The organism is Saprospiraceae bacterium (genome assembly GCA_016712145.1).
Lineage (GTDB): Bacteria > Bacteroidota > Bacteroidia > Chitinophagales > Saprospiraceae > Vicinibacter.
In genome coordinates this window covers 1,464,778-1,486,909 of sequence record JADJRO010000001.1, presented here as the reverse complement: position 1 = coordinate 1,486,909, position 22,132 = coordinate 1,464,778, and the positions used below count along the sequence as shown (strand labels likewise).

The 22,132-nt window shown below is 34.4% G+C and carries 15 protein-coding genes and 2 tRNA genes; 9 read left to right on the top strand and 8 right to left on the bottom strand.

The window, feature by feature from the left end:
* Positions 1-152: 152 nt before the first annotated feature.
* The 9 genes from IPK91_06340 to IPK91_06300 all read left to right on the top strand — a co-directional run bounded on the left by IPK91_06340 (position 153) and on the right by IPK91_06300 (position 14,922).
* The gene (locus tag IPK91_06340; protein MBK8296886.1) at positions 153-9,791 is read left to right on the top strand and encodes a hypothetical protein; all 9,639 of its coding nucleotides are present in this window, start codon (positions 153-155) and stop codon (positions 9,789-9,791) included.
* An 8-nt stretch (positions 9,792-9,799) separates the two neighbouring features.
* Complete coding sequence (locus IPK91_06335; GenBank protein MBK8296885.1) at positions 9,800-10,777, top strand: hypothetical protein; 978 nt, start codon at positions 9,800-9,802, stop codon at positions 10,775-10,777.
* 60 nt (positions 10,778-10,837) lie between these two features.
* Positions 10,838-11,947, top strand: coding sequence for a T9SS type A sorting domain-containing protein (locus IPK91_06330; protein MBK8296884.1), 1,110 nt, complete (start codon positions 10,838-10,840; stop codon positions 11,945-11,947).
* 231 nt (positions 11,948-12,178) lie between these two features.
* On the top strand, positions 12,179-13,138 hold the full coding sequence (locus tag IPK91_06325) for a Fic family protein (protein ID MBK8296883.1): 960 nt from the start codon (positions 12,179-12,181) through the stop codon (positions 13,136-13,138).
* A gap of 438 nt (positions 13,139-13,576) precedes the next feature.
* A tRNA-Gly gene (locus IPK91_06320) sits at positions 13,577-13,649 on the top strand.
* Between the two features lie 101 nt (positions 13,650-13,750).
* Entirely contained in the window at positions 13,751-14,101 is a 351-nt protein-coding gene (locus IPK91_06315; GenBank protein ID MBK8296882.1) for a four helix bundle protein, read from the top strand.
* A gap of 111 nt (positions 14,102-14,212) precedes the next feature.
* Positions 14,213-14,298, top strand: a tRNA-Leu gene (locus IPK91_06310).
* Between the two features lie 118 nt (positions 14,299-14,416).
* Positions 14,417-14,686 carry a helix-turn-helix domain-containing protein gene (locus tag IPK91_06305; protein ID MBK8296881.1) on the top strand — a complete coding sequence of 90 codons (270 nt, stop codon included), beginning with the start codon at positions 14,417-14,419 and terminating at the stop codon, positions 14,684-14,686.
* On the top strand, positions 14,686-14,922 hold the full coding sequence (locus IPK91_06300; protein MBK8296880.1) for a hypothetical protein: 237 nt from the start codon (positions 14,686-14,688) through the stop codon (positions 14,920-14,922). The genes IPK91_06305 and IPK91_06300 overlap by 1 nt, the downstream gene beginning before the upstream one ends.
* Positions 14,923-15,129: 207 nt before the next feature.
* Here the strand turns inward: IPK91_06300 and IPK91_06295 are convergent, their stop codons facing one another.
* The 8 genes from IPK91_06295 to IPK91_06260 all read right to left on the bottom strand — a co-directional run bounded on the left by IPK91_06295 (position 15,130) and on the right by IPK91_06260 (position 21,979).
* The gene (locus tag IPK91_06295; protein MBK8296879.1) at positions 15,130-15,474 is read right to left on the bottom strand and encodes a GNAT family N-acetyltransferase; all 345 of its coding nucleotides are present in this window, start codon (positions 15,472-15,474) and stop codon (positions 15,130-15,132) included.
* Entirely contained in the window at positions 15,471-15,929 is a 459-nt protein-coding gene (locus IPK91_06290) for an HAD family hydrolase (protein ID MBK8296878.1), read from the bottom strand. Before IPK91_06290 ends, IPK91_06295 begins: the two co-directional genes overlap by 4 nt.
* A gap of 151 nt (positions 15,930-16,080) precedes the next feature.
* Positions 16,081-17,424 (bottom strand): NAD-binding protein, encoded by a 1,344-nt coding sequence (locus IPK91_06285; GenBank protein ID MBK8296877.1) that lies wholly within the window; start codon positions 17,422-17,424, stop codon positions 16,081-16,083.
* Between the two features lie 7 nt (positions 17,425-17,431).
* On the bottom strand, positions 17,432-18,697 hold the full coding sequence (locus IPK91_06280; protein ID MBK8296876.1) for a tyrosine--tRNA ligase: 1,266 nt from the start codon (positions 18,695-18,697) through the stop codon (positions 17,432-17,434).
* A 192-nt stretch (positions 18,698-18,889) separates the two neighbouring features.
* Complete coding sequence (locus tag IPK91_06275) at positions 18,890-19,291, bottom strand: hypothetical protein (protein MBK8296875.1); 402 nt, start codon at positions 19,289-19,291, stop codon at positions 18,890-18,892.
* Positions 19,288-20,325: a hypothetical protein gene (locus tag IPK91_06270; GenBank protein ID MBK8296874.1), complete on the bottom strand. Its 1,038-nt coding sequence runs from the start codon at positions 20,323-20,325 to the stop codon at positions 19,288-19,290. Before IPK91_06270 ends, IPK91_06275 begins: the two co-directional genes overlap by 4 nt.
* Complete coding sequence (locus tag IPK91_06265; GenBank protein ID MBK8296873.1) at positions 20,322-21,770, bottom strand: hypothetical protein; 1,449 nt, start codon at positions 21,768-21,770, stop codon at positions 20,322-20,324. The genes IPK91_06270 and IPK91_06265 overlap by 4 nt, the downstream gene beginning before the upstream one ends.
* Positions 21,771-21,784: 14 nt before the next feature.
* The gene (locus IPK91_06260; protein ID MBK8296872.1) at positions 21,785-21,979 is read right to left on the bottom strand and encodes a hypothetical protein; all 195 of its coding nucleotides are present in this window, start codon (positions 21,977-21,979) and stop codon (positions 21,785-21,787) included.
* Between the last annotated feature and the right edge of the window lie 153 nt (positions 21,980-22,132).

Sequence of the window (22,132 nt, the reverse complement as noted above, 5' to 3'; positions counted from 1 at the left end):
GATTATACGATCAATTAGTCTGACACCTATTCAAACAAGTGAACCGGTTGTTTCAACAGCGAATCTTTTAATGACGAATTCATTTAGTTTTTTTGCCATGGGTTCCCATTTATTTACAAGCAAATCAATTTCTCATTTCAAAACGAAAACGTATGAATCATTTAATTTCCAGGCTTAGTTTTTATTTAATGAGCCTTTTCTTTTTAGTATCATTTTCAGAAGTGAAAGCAACTGAATTTGGTTCTGGTGACTGGGATGTATCCTACAATACGTGTGGAGGATACATGGAAGTAAATATACTTTATTACAATAAGGATGGCATAAATGATTGGATGGAATGGATGTATTTATATTACAAAAAATCCAATGGCGATTACGAACAAGTACTAGCATGGGCGAATGATGATAATTATAATATTGATGGTCATTGTTGTTCTGACAATACGGACGGCACCCCTTTCATTTATCATATAAATAGTCCAACGACCTGGACTTTTTTCTATGTTGAGTTTAGTAATAACGATTTGGTTAAAATGAAGATTCGGATTTACAATTTGCCTGCAGATTTAATGGGAACCAATGTTACAATGCGAATCAATGGTTTTTGGCATGGTGGAGGTGGCGATAGCGATGTAAGTATTTCAAATTGGGAAAAAACTACTGCAACCACTTCGATCAATGCACCGACTGCTTTGTCTGCATCCTTTGATGATTATTGCGAGAAGGTAAGGGTAGCTTGGACAAATCCTGCAAGTAATCCTTGCCCAACTGGAGATTGGAGAGTTTATGTTTATAGGAATAATAACTTTTTAGGAGATGGTGGAAAAAATGGATATTACGATGACTTTACTGCTGTTAAAGGAGTGACTTATTCTTATAAAGTAAGAGCGTTGTTCCAACCTAATAATTATATAGATAATTACTCTGGGTATACCGATCCACCAGTTGACGGAAGGGTGATTGGACCATTAGATCCTCCTACAAATGTTTCAGCCTCAACCGACCGATGTGATGGAAAAATTTTAGTGCAATGGCAATGGCCTGGATCGAATCCGGTTAATTTTCAATTAGAACGAAGTACTGCACCAAATTCCGGATTCAGTATATTATCCAGCACAATCGCTGGTGGAAGCAGATCCTATTTAGATGCTGCAGTATCTGCTAATCTAAATTATTATTATAGACTTATAGCAAAAAATACCTGTGGCGATTGGTCAACTACTTATTCAGGAACAATCAGTCCGCCAGGTAATGCTGCTGGAATTCCTAATGAGCCTACCGGAGTAACAGCAATGGCAGACACCAACAAAATAAAAGTCAATTGGGTTGATAATTCGAGTAATGAATCCGGATTTATTTTGGAGCGAACTTTCACCGGCGGAGGTGCCGCATTGTTGATAGAAGTCCCCGCCAATACCACCATGTACACAGATTTAGATGTCAATTTGTGTGTAACCTATAAATATAAAATTAAAGCAAAATCAGCTTGCTACCCAACAGGCAATGGAACTAAGTTTGCGTCTGCTATGTTAACCCCTATGCTTGAACAAACTTATGGAGCTAACGCGTTGCAAGCTTCCAAAGGATATTTTACAGATAAAATTCAATTGGAATGGACGAATGGAAATGAAAATATTATTAATAAGCATAAAATTTATAGAAGAATTCTGGGAAGCCTGGATTCGTTTTCGTTATTGGCATCTGAAAATAGTGGTTCCAACATTTATGTAGATCAATTTTCAGAAGCAGGTGTATTGTATGAATACCGCATACAAGCTGAAGGTTTGTGTGAAGCGACCACTGTGTATTCTAATACTTCTGAATCCATTGGATTTCGTACTAAAACAGGAACTGTTACCGGACAAGTCACATACTCTGGGGGCATCGCAGTAAAAGACGTTAAAATTTCTTCTGAAAATACATCTGGAAATAATGGAAAAAGTTTACTTTTTGCAGGTGGCAATCTAGTGATACCAAACAGTCCATCGCTTGCATTTGGTTCGAATTTAATTCTTGAAACCTGGATTCGACCGACTTCGTATGCTGCAAATTTTACCATTTTTGAGAAAGTAAATTGCTTCAGTTTAAAATTCATTCAAGCATCCAATCAATATAGATTGATAATTTATGAGAGCCCAGCAATTAGTTCAACTTTAAATATTTCAAGTTCAAATATTCCAATAAATAATTACAGTCATATTTTAGCTCAAGTGACCAATGACAGTTTGCAACTATTTGTCAATGGACTCAGAGTAGCATCTCAGGCAGTACCCGCAAGCTTTTTGCCCACGGTCGATATCAATGAAACCAGTAACAACCTGACCATTGGGAATGGTTTGATGGGGAATTTGGATGAACTTCGAATCTGGAATATGTCAAAGACAAAGCAAAAGATAGCACAGGATTTTGCCCGCATCATTTCAGGAGGTGAACCTGGAATCGCCCTATATTTAAGAATGAATGAAGGCCTTGGCAACTATGCTTACGATGGATCAAAAAATGGAAATTTATTTAATAAAAATCATGCAATTTTTTCTGGTTCGGTTTCTTGGTCAAATACAGTTCCGACAACATCTCAATTAAGCTCTGCCGGATATACAGATGTATCGGGTAATTATACCATTGTAATACCTTACAACAATGCCGGAGAAGTATTTGTATTAACTCCCAGTTATCTTGCCCATGAGTTTAATCCCTCTACAACGGCGTTATTTATTGGTGATGGAGCTTCAGTCCACAACAATATAAATTTCACAGATAAATCTTCATTCCGTGTTCAAGGAACATTAAATTATCTGAATACAACATGTGGAGTAGGTGATGCATTCATAAAAATTGATGGAGATTTATTGATCGTAAATGGTACAGCTGCAAAAACAGATCCTACCGGAGCATTTGATGTTCAAGTTCCGATTGGTGAACATTTTATTCAAGCGGAACAACCCGGACATATTTATTCGGTAAACAGATTTCCTGCCACAGGTAAATATAATTTTCAGGATGATTTGGCTGGAATCAGTTTCATCGATTCTACTTTAATTAAAGTAGTTGGTCGAGTAGTGGGTGGATTGCGTGAAGCTTCTAAAATTCCCGGACTTGGTAAGTCTAAAAATAATATTGGAATAGCAAAAATAATTTTAACTTCTCAACAAGGTGGTGGTTGTTCTAAAGATACCATCATTACAGATCCACTTACCGGTGAGTTTGTAACATTTATTCCCCCTTTGAAATATGTACCTAGTGTTCAGATTTTGAATAACCCGACTATTAATTTTGGAGTATTGAGTTTATTGGATCTTTCGGGTACACCCATACTTACCACAAAGTATGATACCGTGTTTAATACGCAAGGTGGGGTAGTAAGTGTTGATTCGATTCAGTTTCACAGGCAACTTGATTATATCTATCGGGTGAATCCAGAAATTGCAGTTTATGATAAGGACGGTTTAAGTCCATTTATTGGAGATTCGGTATATACGCACACCAACAATGTAACCATGGTTACTACGACTCGCAATTTGCGCACGGATCCATTTCGCTGGCCCGTTTTTCATCAAGGAGATGAAAATTTTCAATACAGATGTTTGATCAAAGTGTATGAATCTTATACCAACTTTGATATTTTACCATATAAAATAGACAGTGTGCCAACAACGGATGGAACACTTAAATTTGATAATGAATTGTCTCATCTACCAAAAGTTGAATTGGATTTATCTGAAGTAAATACCTTAGATAGTTTAAAGACTTTGATCTATTCTTTTAAACCAGGCATACCCAATTTTATTGAAAATTTATCCATTCCTGAATACAGTTATACGCGGAAATTTGAAATAAATTTAATTACCAGTGGCGGTACTTCAATTCCTTGGTTGCCGGTTCCAGTAGGAATGATTCCTACAGGAGGAGATGCAACGTTTCATGGTTATTTGTTAGGAACACAATCAAATGGTGCACAATTTGTGACCTTTGGTCCTCAAGTTCCAGAATATATATTACGAGATCCCCCAGGATCTGCAAGTACAGCAACCCGATCTGTTGGTTCAACAAAATCTGAAATGACTTCCTGGAAATGGAATCTTGGAGCAGCAGTTCATACCAAAGACTATATTTATGTTGGAGCAAAATTTACAGCGGGTTTTGGAGTATTGTTGGAAACCGATGTAGAGTCTAATGTCTCTGCTGGATTTAAAGCTGAAATCGGTGGAGGAAATAATGGCACACAATCTGTAGTTACAACCAACACTCGGGAGTGGTCGACTTATGGAGGTACTGTAATTTCACCCGGTGCAAATAGTGATCTGTATATTGGAAAATCGAAAAATCTCCAATTTGGTGTTGCTGAAGAATTAGCAATTATTCCGGATGGACTCTGTACAGATGTCCAATGCATAGGTGGCAGTTCATCGCAACCCGGTGGTGCTTTTTCATTCGCAAAAAAATATGGATTGTCTGTGGTACCCGGTGGTTATCAAACTCAATTTATTTTTAATGAATACGATATTAAAAATTTCACGATTCCAAATTTGCAAGTTTTACGCAATTTAATGTTGCAGAGCAATCCTAAATATTTGAGTAAATTACCCATAGGACATGCGAATTATGGAAAAAATAACGATGATAAAGCCTTTGGTGTTTTGGCATCTACCCAAACACCCTATACCGGAGAATATGCAGATTTAGATGGTCCTAGTTATAAGTACAGTGCCATCAACTTAATAGATAGTTTGAATGGTGATTCTGTAAGACTAATAAACAATCAAATTCGTCTTTGGACTGAAGCCATCCGATTGAATGAATGGGAAAAAGTGAATATTAAAAATCAAACCGCAATTGATAGTTTAAAACAAATTGAGCTGGATAATCTGGATGATGAATATTCAGAAGTTAAAGCCGCTTATTACTCATTAATTGTTGCAAATGGTTTGGGTGGCATTGTGATTGCTTACGGATTGATAGCCATACCGGTTCCGGGCACTGCATTTGCAGGGTATGCTACATTTGCCATAACTACTGGAACTGGAATTGCCCTCGCAGAAATATTTGAAGAGTTTCAAACGTATCTTGCACTGAAACAACGAATTGAAGATAAGTTTGCGAGTCTAGGTTCACCTACTAATTATACTCTGACTGGTGGAACTTCCATTTCATCCTCCATGAGTCATCAAACGGCTAGTTCCTATACACAATCCGTAGAATATGCTACTACTGCCAATTTACTGTTGGAAGTAAAAGGAAAAATCAGCAACAATGGAGTTGGTTTTGAAAAAGGCATTGAAATGAAATTTACTAGTGGCAGAGACTGGACACATGACGAAGACAGTTCAGAAACAGTTTCCTATAAATTAGACGATCCGGACATTGGTGATTTTTATTCAGTAGATGTGTTCCCTTCTATTTTAGGATGGGGTCCAATTTTTAAAAACAAAGCAGGAGGAGCTACTTCTTGTCCACATGAACCTGAAACTAAAACAATCTATTACAATCCGGGGACTATAGTCAGTGAAAGAACTCTGCAAATTGACAAGCCCTCCATCAGTGCCAGTCCAACCATTCAAACCAATATTCCGGTGGATGAACCAGCCGTATTTAATCTTACATTAGGCAATGAATCAGAGATTGGTTTTATAAATGGATTTACGGTGGATGTGGTAGGAGCTACCAATCCATTTGGTGCCATTGTAGCAATCGAAGGATTTCCTTTTCAGAATGTGATCATTCCAGGGGGTACTTCGATCAACAAAGTTCTGACCATAAGAAAAGGTCCAGGTGCAGTTTATGACTATGATAATATTTTAGTTACAATCCATTCACAATGTCAATATACAGGAGGTGCAGGATTTAATACAGATATTGTAGATTCTGTCTATCTGTCTGCCCACTTTTTACCTTCTTGTTCTAAAACAAGTCTGGCATATCCTGAAGATCAATGGGTATTAAATAATTCATTTCATGATACCATGCCGGTTGCAATTGTAGATTATAACATCAACTTCTTTGATCTTGAAAATTTGCGATTTGATTATAAACCATCCAGTTCACCCAATTGGATTGGATTGGAAACATTTTATAAAGACACAACAGGATTAGGCGATCCAAATGCTAAACCTATTCCACAAAACACTCCGTTTACTTTGTACGATTGGGACGTATCACAACTTACTGATGGAGCTTATGATTTACGAGTGGTTTCTAATTGTGCTTTAGCGGAAAAAGTATCCGAAACCCATTCAGGAATCATTGATCGCATCAATCCCCATGCTTTTGGTGCACCATCACCTGCAGATGGAATTTTATCACCCAACGATGAGATCTCTATAAAGTTTAATGAACCCATCGATTTGGGATCTATTAATCCAGCATTTAATTTTGATATCAGAGGAATTGTAAATGGAACCGATGTTGATCATGCGACTTCTCTATTGTTTGATGGGATTGATGATTGCATGACTATCAATGGAGGAGTGCCTTTAGACAATCGTGATTTTACTATTGAATTGTCTATAAAACGAGCTTCTTTGGGGCAACAAATTATATTATCTCAGGGAGTAGATGTCAATGAACGCATTTCACTTTCATTTGATGCAAATAATAAATTGGTATTCACGATAAATAATTCGACCGTAACATCAACAACAGCAATTAATGATTTTAATTGGCATTTTATTGCTTTAAGTTATAATTACAAAACGGAAACTGCTACAATGTACCTTGCAGATGCTGCAACAACGGCAACAGTTATTAATACAGGAGCTACCAGCATTCTTGCCAAGTATATTGGATCTTCCAACATGATTATCGGAAAAAACAGTGTAGCAACGCAACCGGTATATCCATTTAAAGGTAACATTCATGAATTGCGAATTTGGAGTAAGGCACGTTCTTTGGCAGAATTTTCACTTTATAAATCCAAGTTGCTGGCAGGTACAGAAGCAGGATTGTTATTCAACTGGAGAATGGATGAGGCGAGTGGTAATTTATCAGTCGAACATTTAAAACGTAGAGATGCAATCATCAATGGTCCAACATGGCAAATTTCACCCAATGGATTTGCTGCTGATTTTACTGCAGCAACTGCTTATGCGAAAGCAAGCACCGCCAATATTGCCATCACCGATGAGATGGATTTTACATTGGAGTTTTGGTTTAAATCCAATCAAGCAGGAGTAGCCAGTTTGTTTTCAAATGGAACCGGAGATGGATTGCAATCGGATTCATTGGTATCCTGGAATATTGAAAAAGATGCAGCAGGTATGATCCACGTCAAACACAATAAAGTAGATTTTGTAGCTACCACAAAAAATTATTTTGATGGAAGCTGGCATCACATGGCATTGGTAATGAAACGGGAAGGCAATTTATCCGTTTACATGGATGGCTTGTTTGAGAGTTCGATGTTGGCTACTAATTTCAGGCAATTGAGTGGAGCATGCATGTATCTCGGTGCAAAAGGATATACCATTGCTCAAACTGAAACCGTCAATAATTATTTTAAAGGAGGCATGGACGAATTCCGCTTTTGGAATTTATCCAGAACCAGCGAACAAATTTTACGCGACAAGCAAAACAGGATGATTGGTGATGAGCTTGGATTGGAAATGTATTTGCCGTTTGAAGCATATACAAAAGATCCAAGTGGCATTCACGTATTAAGTCAAACCTTTATTGATCAGGCTTTGGTCAAACATACAATCACTCCGAATGGAGCTACGTTGGTCAATGTTACACCTACAATTAAAATTCAAAGACCGATTCGACGCATTGCATTTGATTATTCTGTAAACAATGATCAAATTATTTTAACGCCAACCACAGCACCGGAATTGATTGAAAATGTTACACTGGATATTACAGTAGAGGGGATCAAAGATTTACATGGCAATGTGATGGAATCTCCTGTAACCTGGATTGCATATATTGATAAAAATCAAGTGGTATGGCAAGATCAGTTGTTGGTTTATTCAATAATCCGCGGAGATAATCTTGCATTTTCTTCAGCAATTTACAACCGGGGTGGACAAGCTAAAAAATTTGATATTGTCGATATCCCATCCTGGTTGACAGTCACACCTACTACGGGTACGATTGCACCAAACAGTGTGATTCCTGTAAATTTTAAAGTTGATCCATTGATCAATTTGGGACAGTATAATGTCAATCTTGGTTTGTTGACAGATTTTAATTACAAAGAAAAATTGAGTCTGGATCTTAAAGTCAATGCAAAAGAACCGGATTGGGTTATTGATCCATCCAAATTCGAAAACACCATGAGTATTATTGGGCAAGTAAAAATCAATGGAGTTTGGTCCACCGACGTCAATGACAAGTTGATGGTTATGGTTGGGCAGGAAATACGCGGGATAGCCCATGTGGAATACGTACCACAGATCGATAATTACCGAGTATTTTTAAATATTTACAGCAACCTTTTAACCGGAGAAGCATTGACCTTTAGGGTATGGGATGCAAGTGGTGGAAAAATTTACTCAGATGTTACTGTTGTCCCAGCCAATCTGACCTTTGAAGCCAATTCCATTGTTGGAACATTGATTGATCCAAAAATATTTCAAACCAATGCCAATGTGTCTTATGAATTTCCAATCAAGAAAGGTTGGAATTGGCTTAGTTTCTTTTTAACCACACCCAATCCATTGGATTTAGGAACAATTCTTGCATCTGTTGCAACTAATGGTGATCAGATTAAAAATCGAGATGCATTTGCAAATTACAATGGAACCCTTTGGACTGGATCTTTGGTTTCAGGTGGAACGCCTTATGGCATTCGACCAGAATCCATGTACAAATTGTATAAATCGGTAAATGATACTTTAGTATTAAAAGGAACGGTAACCAATCCGACTTTAAAACCAATTACACTTACAACAGGTTGGACTTGGTTAGGTTTTATATCCATCCGTCAACAATCTGTAGCCCAAGCATTGGGGGGATTAAATCCAGCCATTGGAGATGTAATTAAAAGCAAAACAAATTTTGCAATGTATAATGGCGTATCCTTAGGTTGGGTTGGTAGTTTGAAAACATTGGTACCCGGAGAAGGATATATGTATAAATCCAATGCAACACCAAGTAAAACATTCTACTTTCCTATTGCCGGTATGTTTGATAATTTAATTGATTTAACGGTGCGGACCGGAGATGAAGACTATTGGGAAGTAGATCACAGTGCTTATTTTTCCAATATGACTATTGTTTCGGAAGCATTGAATCCATGTACAGAAAAATTTAAAGCAGGGCAGTATGGCATTGGATTTAAAGATGCAAAAGGAACATGGAGAGGAAAGGCACCATTCGAACAATTGTACGATAAGGATTATGGATTTATTACCATTGCAGGTGATCAGGATGAATCTCTGGATGCTTACTTGATTGACAAGAAAACAAATGTGAGTTATAACTTAAATCATAAATTGATGTTTGGATCAAATGATGCATTGGGAAGTATAGATTTCCCATACCTCATTGAAATTCCTAAATCAATTTGTGAGAAATTATCTACAGAAGAAAACAAAGAACGATTCAGTGTATATCCACATATTTTTGAAGATCAGATACACATGGAATACAATGCAATTCAAGCGGATCCAACAGCAATTATTAAAATAAGTAACTTTCAGGGAAAGGTCTTGTTTGTTAAGCAAATTGATTTGAATGAAGGATTTAATTTAAAGCACATCGATGTTTCTAAATTGGATTTAGTGCCATCCGGATACATCTTTGAATTAATTACGTCGGACAAACAAAAGTCACAGACGATATTTAAAACCTATTAAAAATTTGTATGATTCATACAAAAATTTGGACTAAACTGTTTATTGTGATTGCTGTAATGGCAATCACAATAACCGTCCAATCTCAACCCAACTGGAACTTCGATCCGGCCTTGTATGAATACACCATGACTTTGACAGGTGTAGCAGTAATTCAGTGTAAGGAGTCTAAAGACGAACGCGATATGATTGGAGCTTTTATTGGAGGTGAGTTGCGCGGTGTGCAACGTTTTGATGGCGTCGTAAATGATCGCAATTATGCTTATATGGTTATTTACGACAGCATTATTAGTGGAAACCAAGTACACTTTAAATTGTATGATGCATCCCAGGATAAGATCATAGATCTGCCCCAGCATCTAATATTTACAGAGAATGGTAATATCGGCAACGATGCAGATCCCTTTGTCTTTGAGCCGGTTCCCGATTCCTTGAAAATTGAAATCAGCCAATTGAGTGTTTATAAATATTCAAAAGTGGGTGATACGCTTTTACAATTTTGGACAAGCAATGTAATGAAAGACAGTTTGGAGTCAGAGTATCAGTTTATCTATGATTCTTTGGGAGTAGATAATCATTATTTTAAAATTCATGGACAACAACTTGTATTGGATGAACCAATAGATCAAGTCAGTCAGACAAATTTAAAGCTGCACATTGTATCAAAGACGAGTACTTCGTGTTCTAAAGATATAAATTTTGTTTTAAACATCAATGAAGTAGTTTCTGCGAAAGAGGCTGATTCAAAATTGGCATCACACGCCTTTGTGTATCCAAATCCGGCTTTTGATAATATCTATTTAAGTTCCTTATCAGATACCCGGAATGTGCAGTTATTTGATCCAATTAAGAATCGGTTTTCAGCTATCAGTATAGAATCCGGCAACCGAATTGCAATTGATCATTTAAAGAATCAGATTTATTACTTAGTGATGCATTCAGAATCTGGCTGCGAATGGATCCGTTTTGCAGTGGTTAGAGCTGAGTAAAAAAAATTAAAAATTAAAAATTAAGAATTAAAAATAGTATTTTGCAATAAATTTCCTGTTATGAAAGCTAAAAACAAAGCAGCTTTTGTGATTGCACTAGTTGTTGCAAGTTTATTTTTCAATCCATTTATTTTTGGCCGCAGTTTGAAGCATGCCGACCTGATTTTGAATTGTCCAGCTAATCAAACCGAGGCTGCTTGTCAGACGCAATCCAGTATTGATGCTAAATTTTCAAACTGGCTGAGTACGGTAAGTTTTACTGGAGGTTGTAATGTAAATTTATCTAATAATAATTCCGGTGCACCGCCGGCCTGTGGCGGAGTAGTGGTAGTAACATATACGGCAACCAGTACCTGTGATCCAACGGTAACATGTTCGGCTGTTTTTAGTGTAACGGCTGCTCCTCCAGTTGTTTTAGTATGTCCTATGAGTCAAGTAGAAGCTTCATGTCAGACGCAGGTAGCAATTGATACCTTATTTGCTATCTGGTTGCGGACCGTTTCATTTTCTGGTGGCTGTAATGCTGCATTAAGCAATGACAACAATGGAGCTCCATCATTTTGTGGGGGTATCAAGACTGTGTGGTTTACGCTAACTAGCGATTGTGAGCCTCCAAAAACCTGCAATGCTACATTTTCTGTTACCGATGCACCACCGGTTATATTAAACTGTCCAATGGACCGTGAAGAAGCAGCCGGACAAACGCAATCAGCAATTGATGCAAAATTTTCAGCTTGGTTGGCATCTGCAAATTTTAGTGGAGGATGCAATCCAATTTTTTCAAATAATAATTCAGGTGCTCCACCCAATACGGGAGGTTCTACAGACGTAAGCTTTGAAGTAAAGAGCAGTTGCGAATCCCCTAAAACCTGTACGGCTAATTTTACTGTAAAATTTCCTAATGACTTGGAAGATGTGGGCATAATTCAGGCAGTGCGTATTGCAACAAATCCTGTTACTGATTTTGGATATATCCTATTTAAAATTAATCAACCTGCAGTAGCACACATCGAGCTTTTAAATGCTTCCGGTCAGATCATTTGGAAAAGCATTTGGTCTAATTCGACGGATAAGATTCCAATAGATTTTAGAACCTACGCCACGGGTATATACTATTTGAAAATTACAGTGGGAAATTCTGTTAGGTATTATAGGTGGATGCATATTTAAGGTTCCGGACAGGTATGTATATGCAATTCAAAATATAGTAGAATTTGAATTTAATTATTTTTTAAAGCATTCATTCAAGGCTTACTTTTCAAGAGTTGTCTTTCGACCGGAACTTTGTGCCAGAAGTCCGAGCTTATGCAATCCCAAATCCTTGAGCCATTTTTAACTTTAAGTTGGGTTCAAATTTAAATCTTTTACGTACATTTGATAGTATCAAATGATAGTATCAAAATGCCAAAGCCACCTTACGAGCTGAGTTCAGAGATATTAAAAAGCATTACTTCTATTTCTCAAAAAATTGGAGAAGTAAACGCCAGGTATTTAGTAAAGCAGAATCCAAAGCTTCGAAAGCAAAACCAAATCAAAACCATTCATGCTTCGTTGCGCATTGAGGGAAATACACTTTCGGAAGAGCAGATTACTGCAATTATTGAAAGCAAACGAGTCGTTGGCCCAGTAAGAGACATTCAGGAAGTGGTAAACGCATTGGCAGTTTACAAAGAGCTAAAAAAATATGCCCATGATTCGGAAAAAGATTTTTTAATCGCACATAAGCAATTGATGATTGGACTTGTAGAATCTCCTGGAAAATATAGGACAAAAGCTGTTGGAATCGTAAAAGCATCAAAGCTTGAACATATTGCCCCTCCACATCAGAATATAAAATATCTCATGGGTAATTTATTCAAATATCTACAAAACAAAACCGAATTAACACTGATAAAATCTTGTGTTTTTCACTATGAATTGGAGTTTATTCATCCTTTTATGGATGGGAATGGTAGAATGGGAAGACTTTGGCAAACATTGATTCTTATGAGTGAATATCCGCTGTTTGAATTTTTGCCATTTGAAACCATGATTTCTAAAAATCAAAAAGCGTATTATAGGGCACTTTCAATTTCTGACAAGGAAGGAAAGTCAACAAAGTTTATAGAATTTATGCTAGGTATCCTGGATAAATCATTAGATGAATTACTTGAATTGGGTACAAAAAAATTAAATGAAACAGAACGGTTGGCTCAATTTTTAAATGATTCCTCCCAAACTTTTACAAGGAAAGATTATTTGAAACTATTTTCCGAGATTTCAACGGCTACAGCCAGCAGAGATTTGAAAAATGGAGTTCAAAATGGACTCATCGAAAAATTTGGTGACAAAAAGACAACGCAATACAAGAAGAAAAAATAATGCAGCTACCTTCAACAATGATTTTTCTAAATTACAAGCCATTTAAACTTTCAAAAATGAAATCTTTGATATTTAAGAATTTCTATTGTCCTAAAATAGCTATACAAGCCAATAAATAAATCCCGTCATTTAGCAACCAATCATTTTAGAATGGAAACATCGCTTACACTTCAGGGATTGGTATTTTTTTATTAGGAAACAAATAGCGACATAAAAACGTAATATCTTAAATTTGAGAAATATATATATGTTATAAATAGTTAATATTAATCCATATTGCAGAATATATTTTCAATTTCATTAGCAGGAATTCCCTGAAATTGTATATTTGCAGTCCCTAAAAAAATAGCCAGCTTATTTAATGAAATAGCTGGATGAAATACCAAATTTTGATTTTTTTCCTGGATTTTAAGGAAAAACCAATCAAAATGATATTATGCGGGAGTAGCTCAGTTGGTAGAGCACGACCTTGCCAAGGTCGGGGTCGCGGGTTCGAGTCTCGTCTCCCGCTCAAATTAGTGGTCAGTAGTCAATAATCAGTAGTCAGTAAATGGTTGGCAGTATTCGATAGACTTTGACACAAATGATATTAACACTATTTATGAAGACACCATGTTCAATGAAAAGTATCGGGTTCGGACTTTTGATTTTGCATTGCATGTTTTGCAATATTTAAGACAAATACCTGACAATCAAGAATCTAGAATTCTTAAAAACCAAATAATTCGATCTTCAACTTCAATAGCTTCTAATTTTAGAGCAGCTTGTGTAAGTAGGTCTGAAAGAGAATGGTATTCTAAAATCAGTGTAGTTATTGAAGAAACTGATGAAACACAGTTCTGGCTTGAGCTTTTAGAGCACTTGTATCCAGAAAATATTAGAGGATTAACACTACTTAGAGTAGAATCCACCGAACTTCTTAAAATATTTTCAAAAGCAAGGGGTAAACTAAATTCCAAATAATATCTTTGCGACCCTATTTATTACATAGGTAATAAAAATTCAAGTTTAAAGTCAATGTTTAGCATCTTAAGTCTTACTGACTCCTAACCACTGACTCCTAACTACTGAATTGCCCAGGTGGTGGAATTGGTAGACACGCAGGACTTAAAATCCTGTGGTCAGTGATGGCCGTGCGGGTTCAAGTCCCGCCCCGGGTACTAGGTTCGGAGAAATCCGGACCTTTTTTATTTTAGTCGGGTCGAACATAGGTCGAACATTTTACACCATTCTATACATATTTATTTTCCTTCGTAATTTTTTGCGTATTTTTATTCTATGGAAGTCATTTGTCTGGAGGATGAAGCCTTTTACTTGTTGATTGAAAAGGTAGTCTCAAGGATTAAGGAAAAGGAAGGTATAAAAGAGGATAAATGGATTTCCGGTGATCAAGCCATGGATAAGCTAAGGATTAAAAGTAAGACTACTCTTCAAAAACTTAGGGATGAAGGGAAAATCCGATTTTCCCAGCCGGAAAAGAAAATTATTCTGTATGATACTGATTCTATCAATGAGTATTTAAATAAACATTCAACCGATAAGTTCTGATGGATATAGAAGAAATTCAATTTATTGTCGGATTTAATAATGCGTATATTTTGGCTCAATATGAGCCTAAAATGCTTGCTTTATTATTAAAGGATATTCGACCAATTAATTCATACTTATCTGGCATGTCTTCTGGGCAAAGAGAATATGAATTGGGGTATACAAATAAGTCCTTAAATGATTTGGGAAAGATCAGACAAAAGTATCGGGATGAAAAAAATATTACAAAAGATTAGAGGAAAAATTTTAATAATTACAATATCTTGTATTAAAATTCCAATAGATTTAAATCTAAACATCTTTCGTTGTGAAAATTATTCTTTCGCCTCTATCAAGCCTTGTATAATTCAATACTTCAAGACCTAACTGATTTAATAAATTTATAGAAGCCGAATTGCTTGGATGGACACATGCCAAAAGTTTTGAATAGCCCAATTTTATTCCTAATTCAATTTGTGCTTTTCCAATTTCTTTACCAAATCCTTTTCCCAATTGTTTTTACAAATTACAAATCCAAACTCAATATCAGTATTATTAAATTCCTTATTAAGATGTAATCCTGCAAAACCAATTATTACATTTGTCTCCTTAATAAGCAATGTTCCCAATCCAATTAAAGAATCTGTACTAGCGAAATACTCATTCACAAACACATCAAACATTTCAAATTTAACAGCACCTTTGAAAACGAATTTCATTACTTCATTGTCGGAGCAAATTTTTGACAATTCTACTTTATCTGTTAATTGATAATGTTTTAAAATAAGTCGGTGTGTTTCCAGGATCATTTGATTAATTTTAGGAGGTCTATCAATTCTTCTACTGTATCTGTTGGATAAATTCCAGTAATAGCAGGTGTTTCTGAAGCAAACTTGCCCTTTTTAAACCAAACTGTTATACATCCTAATTCGATAGCAGGTTTAATATCTTTCATTAAGTAATCCCCAACGACTAAAGTTTCAGATGGTAAGCACTCCATTGATTGCATCGCTTTCTTATAATTACTTTTTTTGCTAATATTTCCTTTTGTAAAGTAAATTTTGTTTACATAGCGAATGTAATCTTGCTGGTAAAGTAACTTTTCTCTGTCTATATTACCTGCTTCTTTTCTACTTACGATACATATATCAATTTTATTTTCTTTAATTTCTTTCAATAGTTCAGTGGCCCCCACATTCTCTCTTTGTGTATCATGATTAAGCAGAGTTCTATTAAAATCAAAAATGACAAGTTTTACTTTCATGTATATTCATATGACTAACATAACTTTCTACTTTTGCAGATTATTTAATTTATCAATATTCTCTTTTAGAAATATATCAAAAAACTAAAAACCAACTGGTAGTCTTGTCAAAACTAACCTAAATTTTATGAAAATTAATAAAAAAATATAATTACACAAACTCATCAAATTCAATACCTGATTCATTAAAAAAATCACTAAGATTTGTTTTGTTAATTGCATCATTAATTATGTTGTTATTATACCTTATTGGAGATGCATTATAGAATGCAAGCCCACGCTTAAGATGTTGCAATAATTCTTGGGCTTTTTTATCATATTGGTCACTAAAGTTTCCAGTCAAAATATATTTCGCTGCTTGCCTTGCTCCACCTAATTTTGCTGAGCAATACAATAACATAGAAACATAGGGCATAATGGCTTCACCATGCGCAATAGAAGCTTTTTTAGGTTTGTGCTTTGGTAAATGGTCATCTGCAATATATTTAATCCCTTTAGACAAACTGTCTATTTCACTATTTATTTTTTTAACAACCTCTGCTAATGAAAAATCTCCTTTAGCAAAATTATCTATTTTTATTCCACCTCTTTCATCTATTGAAACATCGACAATTATAGACTTATTTTTCATTAAAGAAATATCATTAAACATTAAAACGTCTGGGGATGATTGCCCCTTAACAAAGGCAGTAAGAATAATCGCACTAGCATTATTTACTAATTCTGATGTTAGAACTGAACCTTTTAAAACTTTGATTTTTGGTTGATCGGTATACTTTTCTTTAAGTTTTTCAACTAATTTTTCGTTAGGTTCAACAATAATTATCTCTTCACATTTATCAATACCATTTTTAAGAAATTCATTAACAGAAGCACTGCCAACAACTCCACCGCCGGAAATAATAACTTTTACATTATTTTGCCCATGTTCAATAAAGTTTTTTACCGCAAATTCCGAAGCTATTTCTCCTGCAAACACGGACATGGCTCCTCTTATTGGAATTATAGTGTCGGTACCGATATTTGATCCATCAAAAATTGCACAAAAATTTCTTTTCTTAAATAGAAAACCAACTCCACTTTCATCATCAAATGCTCCTGAATGCAATGCACCTATTCTTAAAAATGGACTTGGAATAAATGTTTCATAAGCGCAAGGCTCCTTTAAAGCATGAACAACATCTGGTGCAGGCATTGAAGACAATTGATGCTCAAATAAAACTTGTCCTCCAATTTTTAAATACGAGCTATCAAGAAAGTCAGCCCTAGTTCCTGCTCCTTTTATGAAAAAGAAATCAAGTCCTACTCCATTCAATTCCAACCATTTTTTAATTGCTTCGACTTGTTCTGGAACCAAACCAACACGAGTTTCACTTTCTTTTTTATTTCCACTTTCGTCTAATCCTTCGCCAATGTGCTGATCAGTGCCAAGTAAAAATATTGCTTTTTTGCCACTTAATTTTTCGACAGTAGGGAATTTATCTAAGTATTTCATCCTCAACTTATATTAAATTTATGAGAAAATAATTTTTCTTACCTTTTCTAACCACAATAAATTTTTCTTCTATAAAAAGTGTTTTTGTAATTATCAAATCTGTTTGGGAAACTTTTTCATTATTGAGATATATTCCTCCACTATCAATCAGTCTTCTTGCATCAGCCTTCCCAATAATAATTTGGTTTGTAACCAAAAAATCAATTATATTAATATTACCCTCCTCAATATCTTTTATTGGGAAATTTGAAGAAGGTACATCATCAAATATGTCCTTAATTTCATTGGCAGTCAATCCTTTCATATCGCCACCAAATAATATCTGAGAAGCAGATTTAGCCTTGTTTAGTAAATCAATTCCATGAACTATTTTTGTAATTTCTTCAGCCAATACCTGCTGTGCTTTTCTTTGACCTGGATTAATTTTAGTTTCGTTTCCAAGTCCATCTATTGATGCTTTATCAAGCCAAGTAAAGTATTTTAAATATCTAATTACATCTTCATCTGCTATGTTGAGCCAAAATTGATAGAACTTATATGGTGAGGTTAAATTTGCATCAAGCCAAATTGTACCTGATTCTGTTTTCCCAAACTTTACACCTGTTGACGAGGTTACTAATGGGAAAGTAAGTCCAAAAGCTTGTTTTCCTTTTTGCTTTCCGATTAAATCAATTCCGGCAACAATATTACCCCATTGATCGCTACCTCCCATTTGAACTGTGCAATTATTTTTTTCATATAAAACAAGAAAATCATAGGCTTGTAAAAGCATATAGCTAAACTCTGTGTATGAAATCCCTTCTTCTTCTCTTTTTTTTACGGAGTCCTTAGACCGCATGTAATTAGTCGTGAAATATTTACCAATATCTCTCAAAAATTCCATCATTGAAACAGAAACTAACCAATCGGCGTTATTTATAATTGAAGCAGGATTATCATTAGTCTCGAAATCAAGAAAACGCGAAAGTTGTTTTTTTATACCATTCAAGTTTTCTTCAATTGTTTCTGGAGTTAATAATTGCCGTTCTGTTGTTTTACCACTTGGGTCGCCTATCATACCCGTACCGCCACCTACAACTGCAATAGGTGTATGTCCAAATTTTTGAAGGCGTGCAAGGCACATAATCGGAAGTAATGAACCAACATGTAAGCTTGCTGCCGTTGGATCAAAACCGATATATACTGTTACCCTGTTTTCAGCCAATTGCTTTTCTGCATCATTAGTGTAGTCCTTTACTACATCTCTCCATTGAAATTCTTGAAATATGTTCATTTTATTTAATATTAATCACGCTTTAAAAATAAAGGTAAGGAAATCTAATTATTTTTAATTCCTTAATAACTATTTAATTTTGATTTAATTTATTATGCTTGAAATTACCAAAAAGCCGTTAAATGATATTCTTTGTTCAAGTATAACCGAATTATTACATTTAAACAACCTATAATAGTTGCTTGAAAGGTGCTAATTTACTACTAAAAATCTACAGTTATGGTGAAAGTCATAAGAAAGCCAATAAAGGGACATATGCCATTTTACATCATGATAAATATATAGGCAATGCAATTCACCAAACCTTGAATTCCATAATGCCCCAGGAAAAACTATCTTATAATTCTCCCATTCCTTAGGTATAAGTTGTGAATTACTGATAAGGCTTAAAGCCTGTTTATAGCTAAACAGTGCATTACATTTTTTACCCCTATTCAACATCTCAGTTCCTGTTACATACTCCTCGTCTCTCGAAACAAAGTCCCATAAACAAAACTTATTTACAGGAATTATTTTTACCGATAAATTGTCCTGATTATTAATTACTTGCCATCCTTTTTTTTGCAATTTTTTGATCAAGTTATATTTTTTCATTTTGCATCATTGAAAGCATTCATAATTATATTGTACATTTCTTTACTCATTCTACTTCTTATATTTTGGTTACTATTTAATAGAGAAACTAATTCAGATGAATTCGATATTAAATAAAAATTTATTAATCCAAATAAATATTTCGAATCCTTACTTGATATTTTTATTCCCCTAAATTTAATAATTTTCATCACTTTTTCACAATAAGGCTGATTTATTAATTGTCTATTTAGAATTTTTTTACAAGCATAAGTATAAGGGTCGCTATTTAAATTTAACTTCTCCGAAATCTCTAATTTTAAATCCATATATATTGATTTTAATAATTTAATACGTCTATAAATATCCCTTGCTGATAATTCCCTTATGATCAAGGCTTGATTTAGTTTTTTCTTATAAAATTTAGGGAGTATTTGTAATTTAAAAGAATTCTCAATTCTCCATTTAGGATGTGGGAAAATTGAACCATTAACTAGGTAAATCAATTCAACAATATCGGAAATAGCATTATTCAATATAAAGTGGGCATTACTTATTAATCCCCTATGGCATTGCTTAAGAGGATGAAATTCAATTGATGCTGGCAACATGGCAAATATTTCAATAAGCCTTTTGCTGGCCTGTTTCTTGAATTGCTTTATTTTATGCTTTATTAGATTCGTTATTTTATTTTGTTTATCAAAGGCAACTATCCCATTCATATAAGCTTCAACTTTTACAGCATTCCATGTTGAAGATTTTTCTAGTATAAAATCCTGCTGATGGATATTGAATGATAAATATTTATTTCGTGAATTTAGGATTTCAAATTCAAACTCGAATCCTGGAAGCCAATTTGGAATTTTATTTAGAGGCTTTATAACAAATACAGAAATATCAACGTCTGAAAATTTATCAAAATGTTGTTTCATGCCTAATCCACCAAGTAAAACAATTCCCAATACTTCAGGCTTTTTAGATAGTCTAGTAATAAAATCATTAACTGTTGCTTGAAACAAAGGGTCGATTGAATTATTAGAAATAGCGATTTTCATTTTGGGTAGTTTGCTTTAAATTCATTAGCAGTCAATGGCTTAGTTGGAAGTTTATCAAAACACACTTTTTCACTATTTAATAATTTCATAAATCTATTTATTTCCTTGGATCCAACAAAAGGAGACATTGGATAAATCTTAAGAATATTTAAACATTTTATGTTTAAAAACGACTGATAATTCGCCGCAAACCCAAGTATTGGAACCATTTTGGAATTATTTCTTGATATAAATCCAAAGAAATTGAAGCAATATGTGTTCATCTCTTCAATAATTTCTCCACTAACAATATTAAGATTGGAATACATATTGGTATACTGCTGAATAATTGGAATAACTGCAATACAGAAACCTTCACCAAACTCATTTATAATTTTAAATTCATCTTTATTTAGACTTGAAAGTAATTTATCCTTTATTTTCATCATTTGAATTACATAATTTTGGAAACCGTCATATCCTATCTCTTGTAAAGCAATCCATGCAGAAATAATCCCATCACCACTTCTTGAATGCTCTATAGTGTGGTGCTGAATAAAATTATTTCCAGGCTTATCAAGTTGATTTTCAATCAGAGTCATTCTGTTTATGGAGTCCAAATGCTTTTTATCTCTCACTAAAAAAACACTTGTATTGTAAGGACTAAATGCGTTTTTGTGAAAATCAATACCCGCAGAGTCAGCATATTTAATTTGTGCTATTTTTTTGTATGTTTTATTTATCTTCTTAATAATATCAGAATTTACATAATATGATTTTTGCTCAAAGTTAAATTTTCTAAAAACTAACCAAAGCCAACCTATTACAGAATCAACATGAATATGTGGTGTATAATCAAGTTTAAAATTCTTAACCAAGGACTGAACAATAGCATAAATTGATTTGATAGGATCAATTGCATTATTTATTGAATTTCCTCCAGAAAGAATAATGCAAGCAATTTTCTTTTTTTGTTGAATTAATTTAATTAATATTTCTTTAAAGACTGATAATACAACTCTGTCTTTTTTGTCGACTTTGACTCTTATGCAGTTTGATGTGCCAAGTCCAAGAAGATTGCAAACATACTCTATCGAATAATGGCAAGAATCCGATGTAATAACAACATAATCTTTATTTACTATTCCTTGCGTTATAGTTGATCTATCACTTTTATTAATACCTATTTTTACTGCATATATTAATGAAGCTTTCCCCCCAAAAGTAAATACCCCATCTACTAAGTCCTTATTCCATTGAATCAATTCCTTCAATTTATAGATAACTTCTTTTTCAAAGGGAATAAACTGGCCGCTTACATAATCCCAAAGACAATTTGGATTGTATAAGTTTACTAAAACACGAAAAGCCACCGTGTCTATAAGCGGGGAAGGATTTATATTATGCATTACAAGAGGATGTTGCCATCGAATCATGTTTTCAAAAACTTCAACAGCTCTTTCCATAACTTCCGACCTTGCTATTCCAAAATCTGGTATTTTTTAAACTCTCTGGCTTGACCATTGCTCGACTTGCTATTAAATTTTGGTGCCTTAAGATCGTATTTATTTTTAACAATTTCATGTAATAATAAAATTGCTTCAATCACATCTTTGAAATTACTTTCGTCAATATCTAAGAAGTAGTTTTTGTATTTTTGAAATGAATCCTTCATAAATTTATTAAATTAGAGATCACTCTCTTGTATGTCATCCATAAGTATAATTTGATCAAATGGCGAATAATAATTTGCCCCTGTTCTCCACCCTCCAACATCTCCAAGCAATCTTCTTTGCCTTGTTGTGCATTTCAATAATAGCTGTTCGCC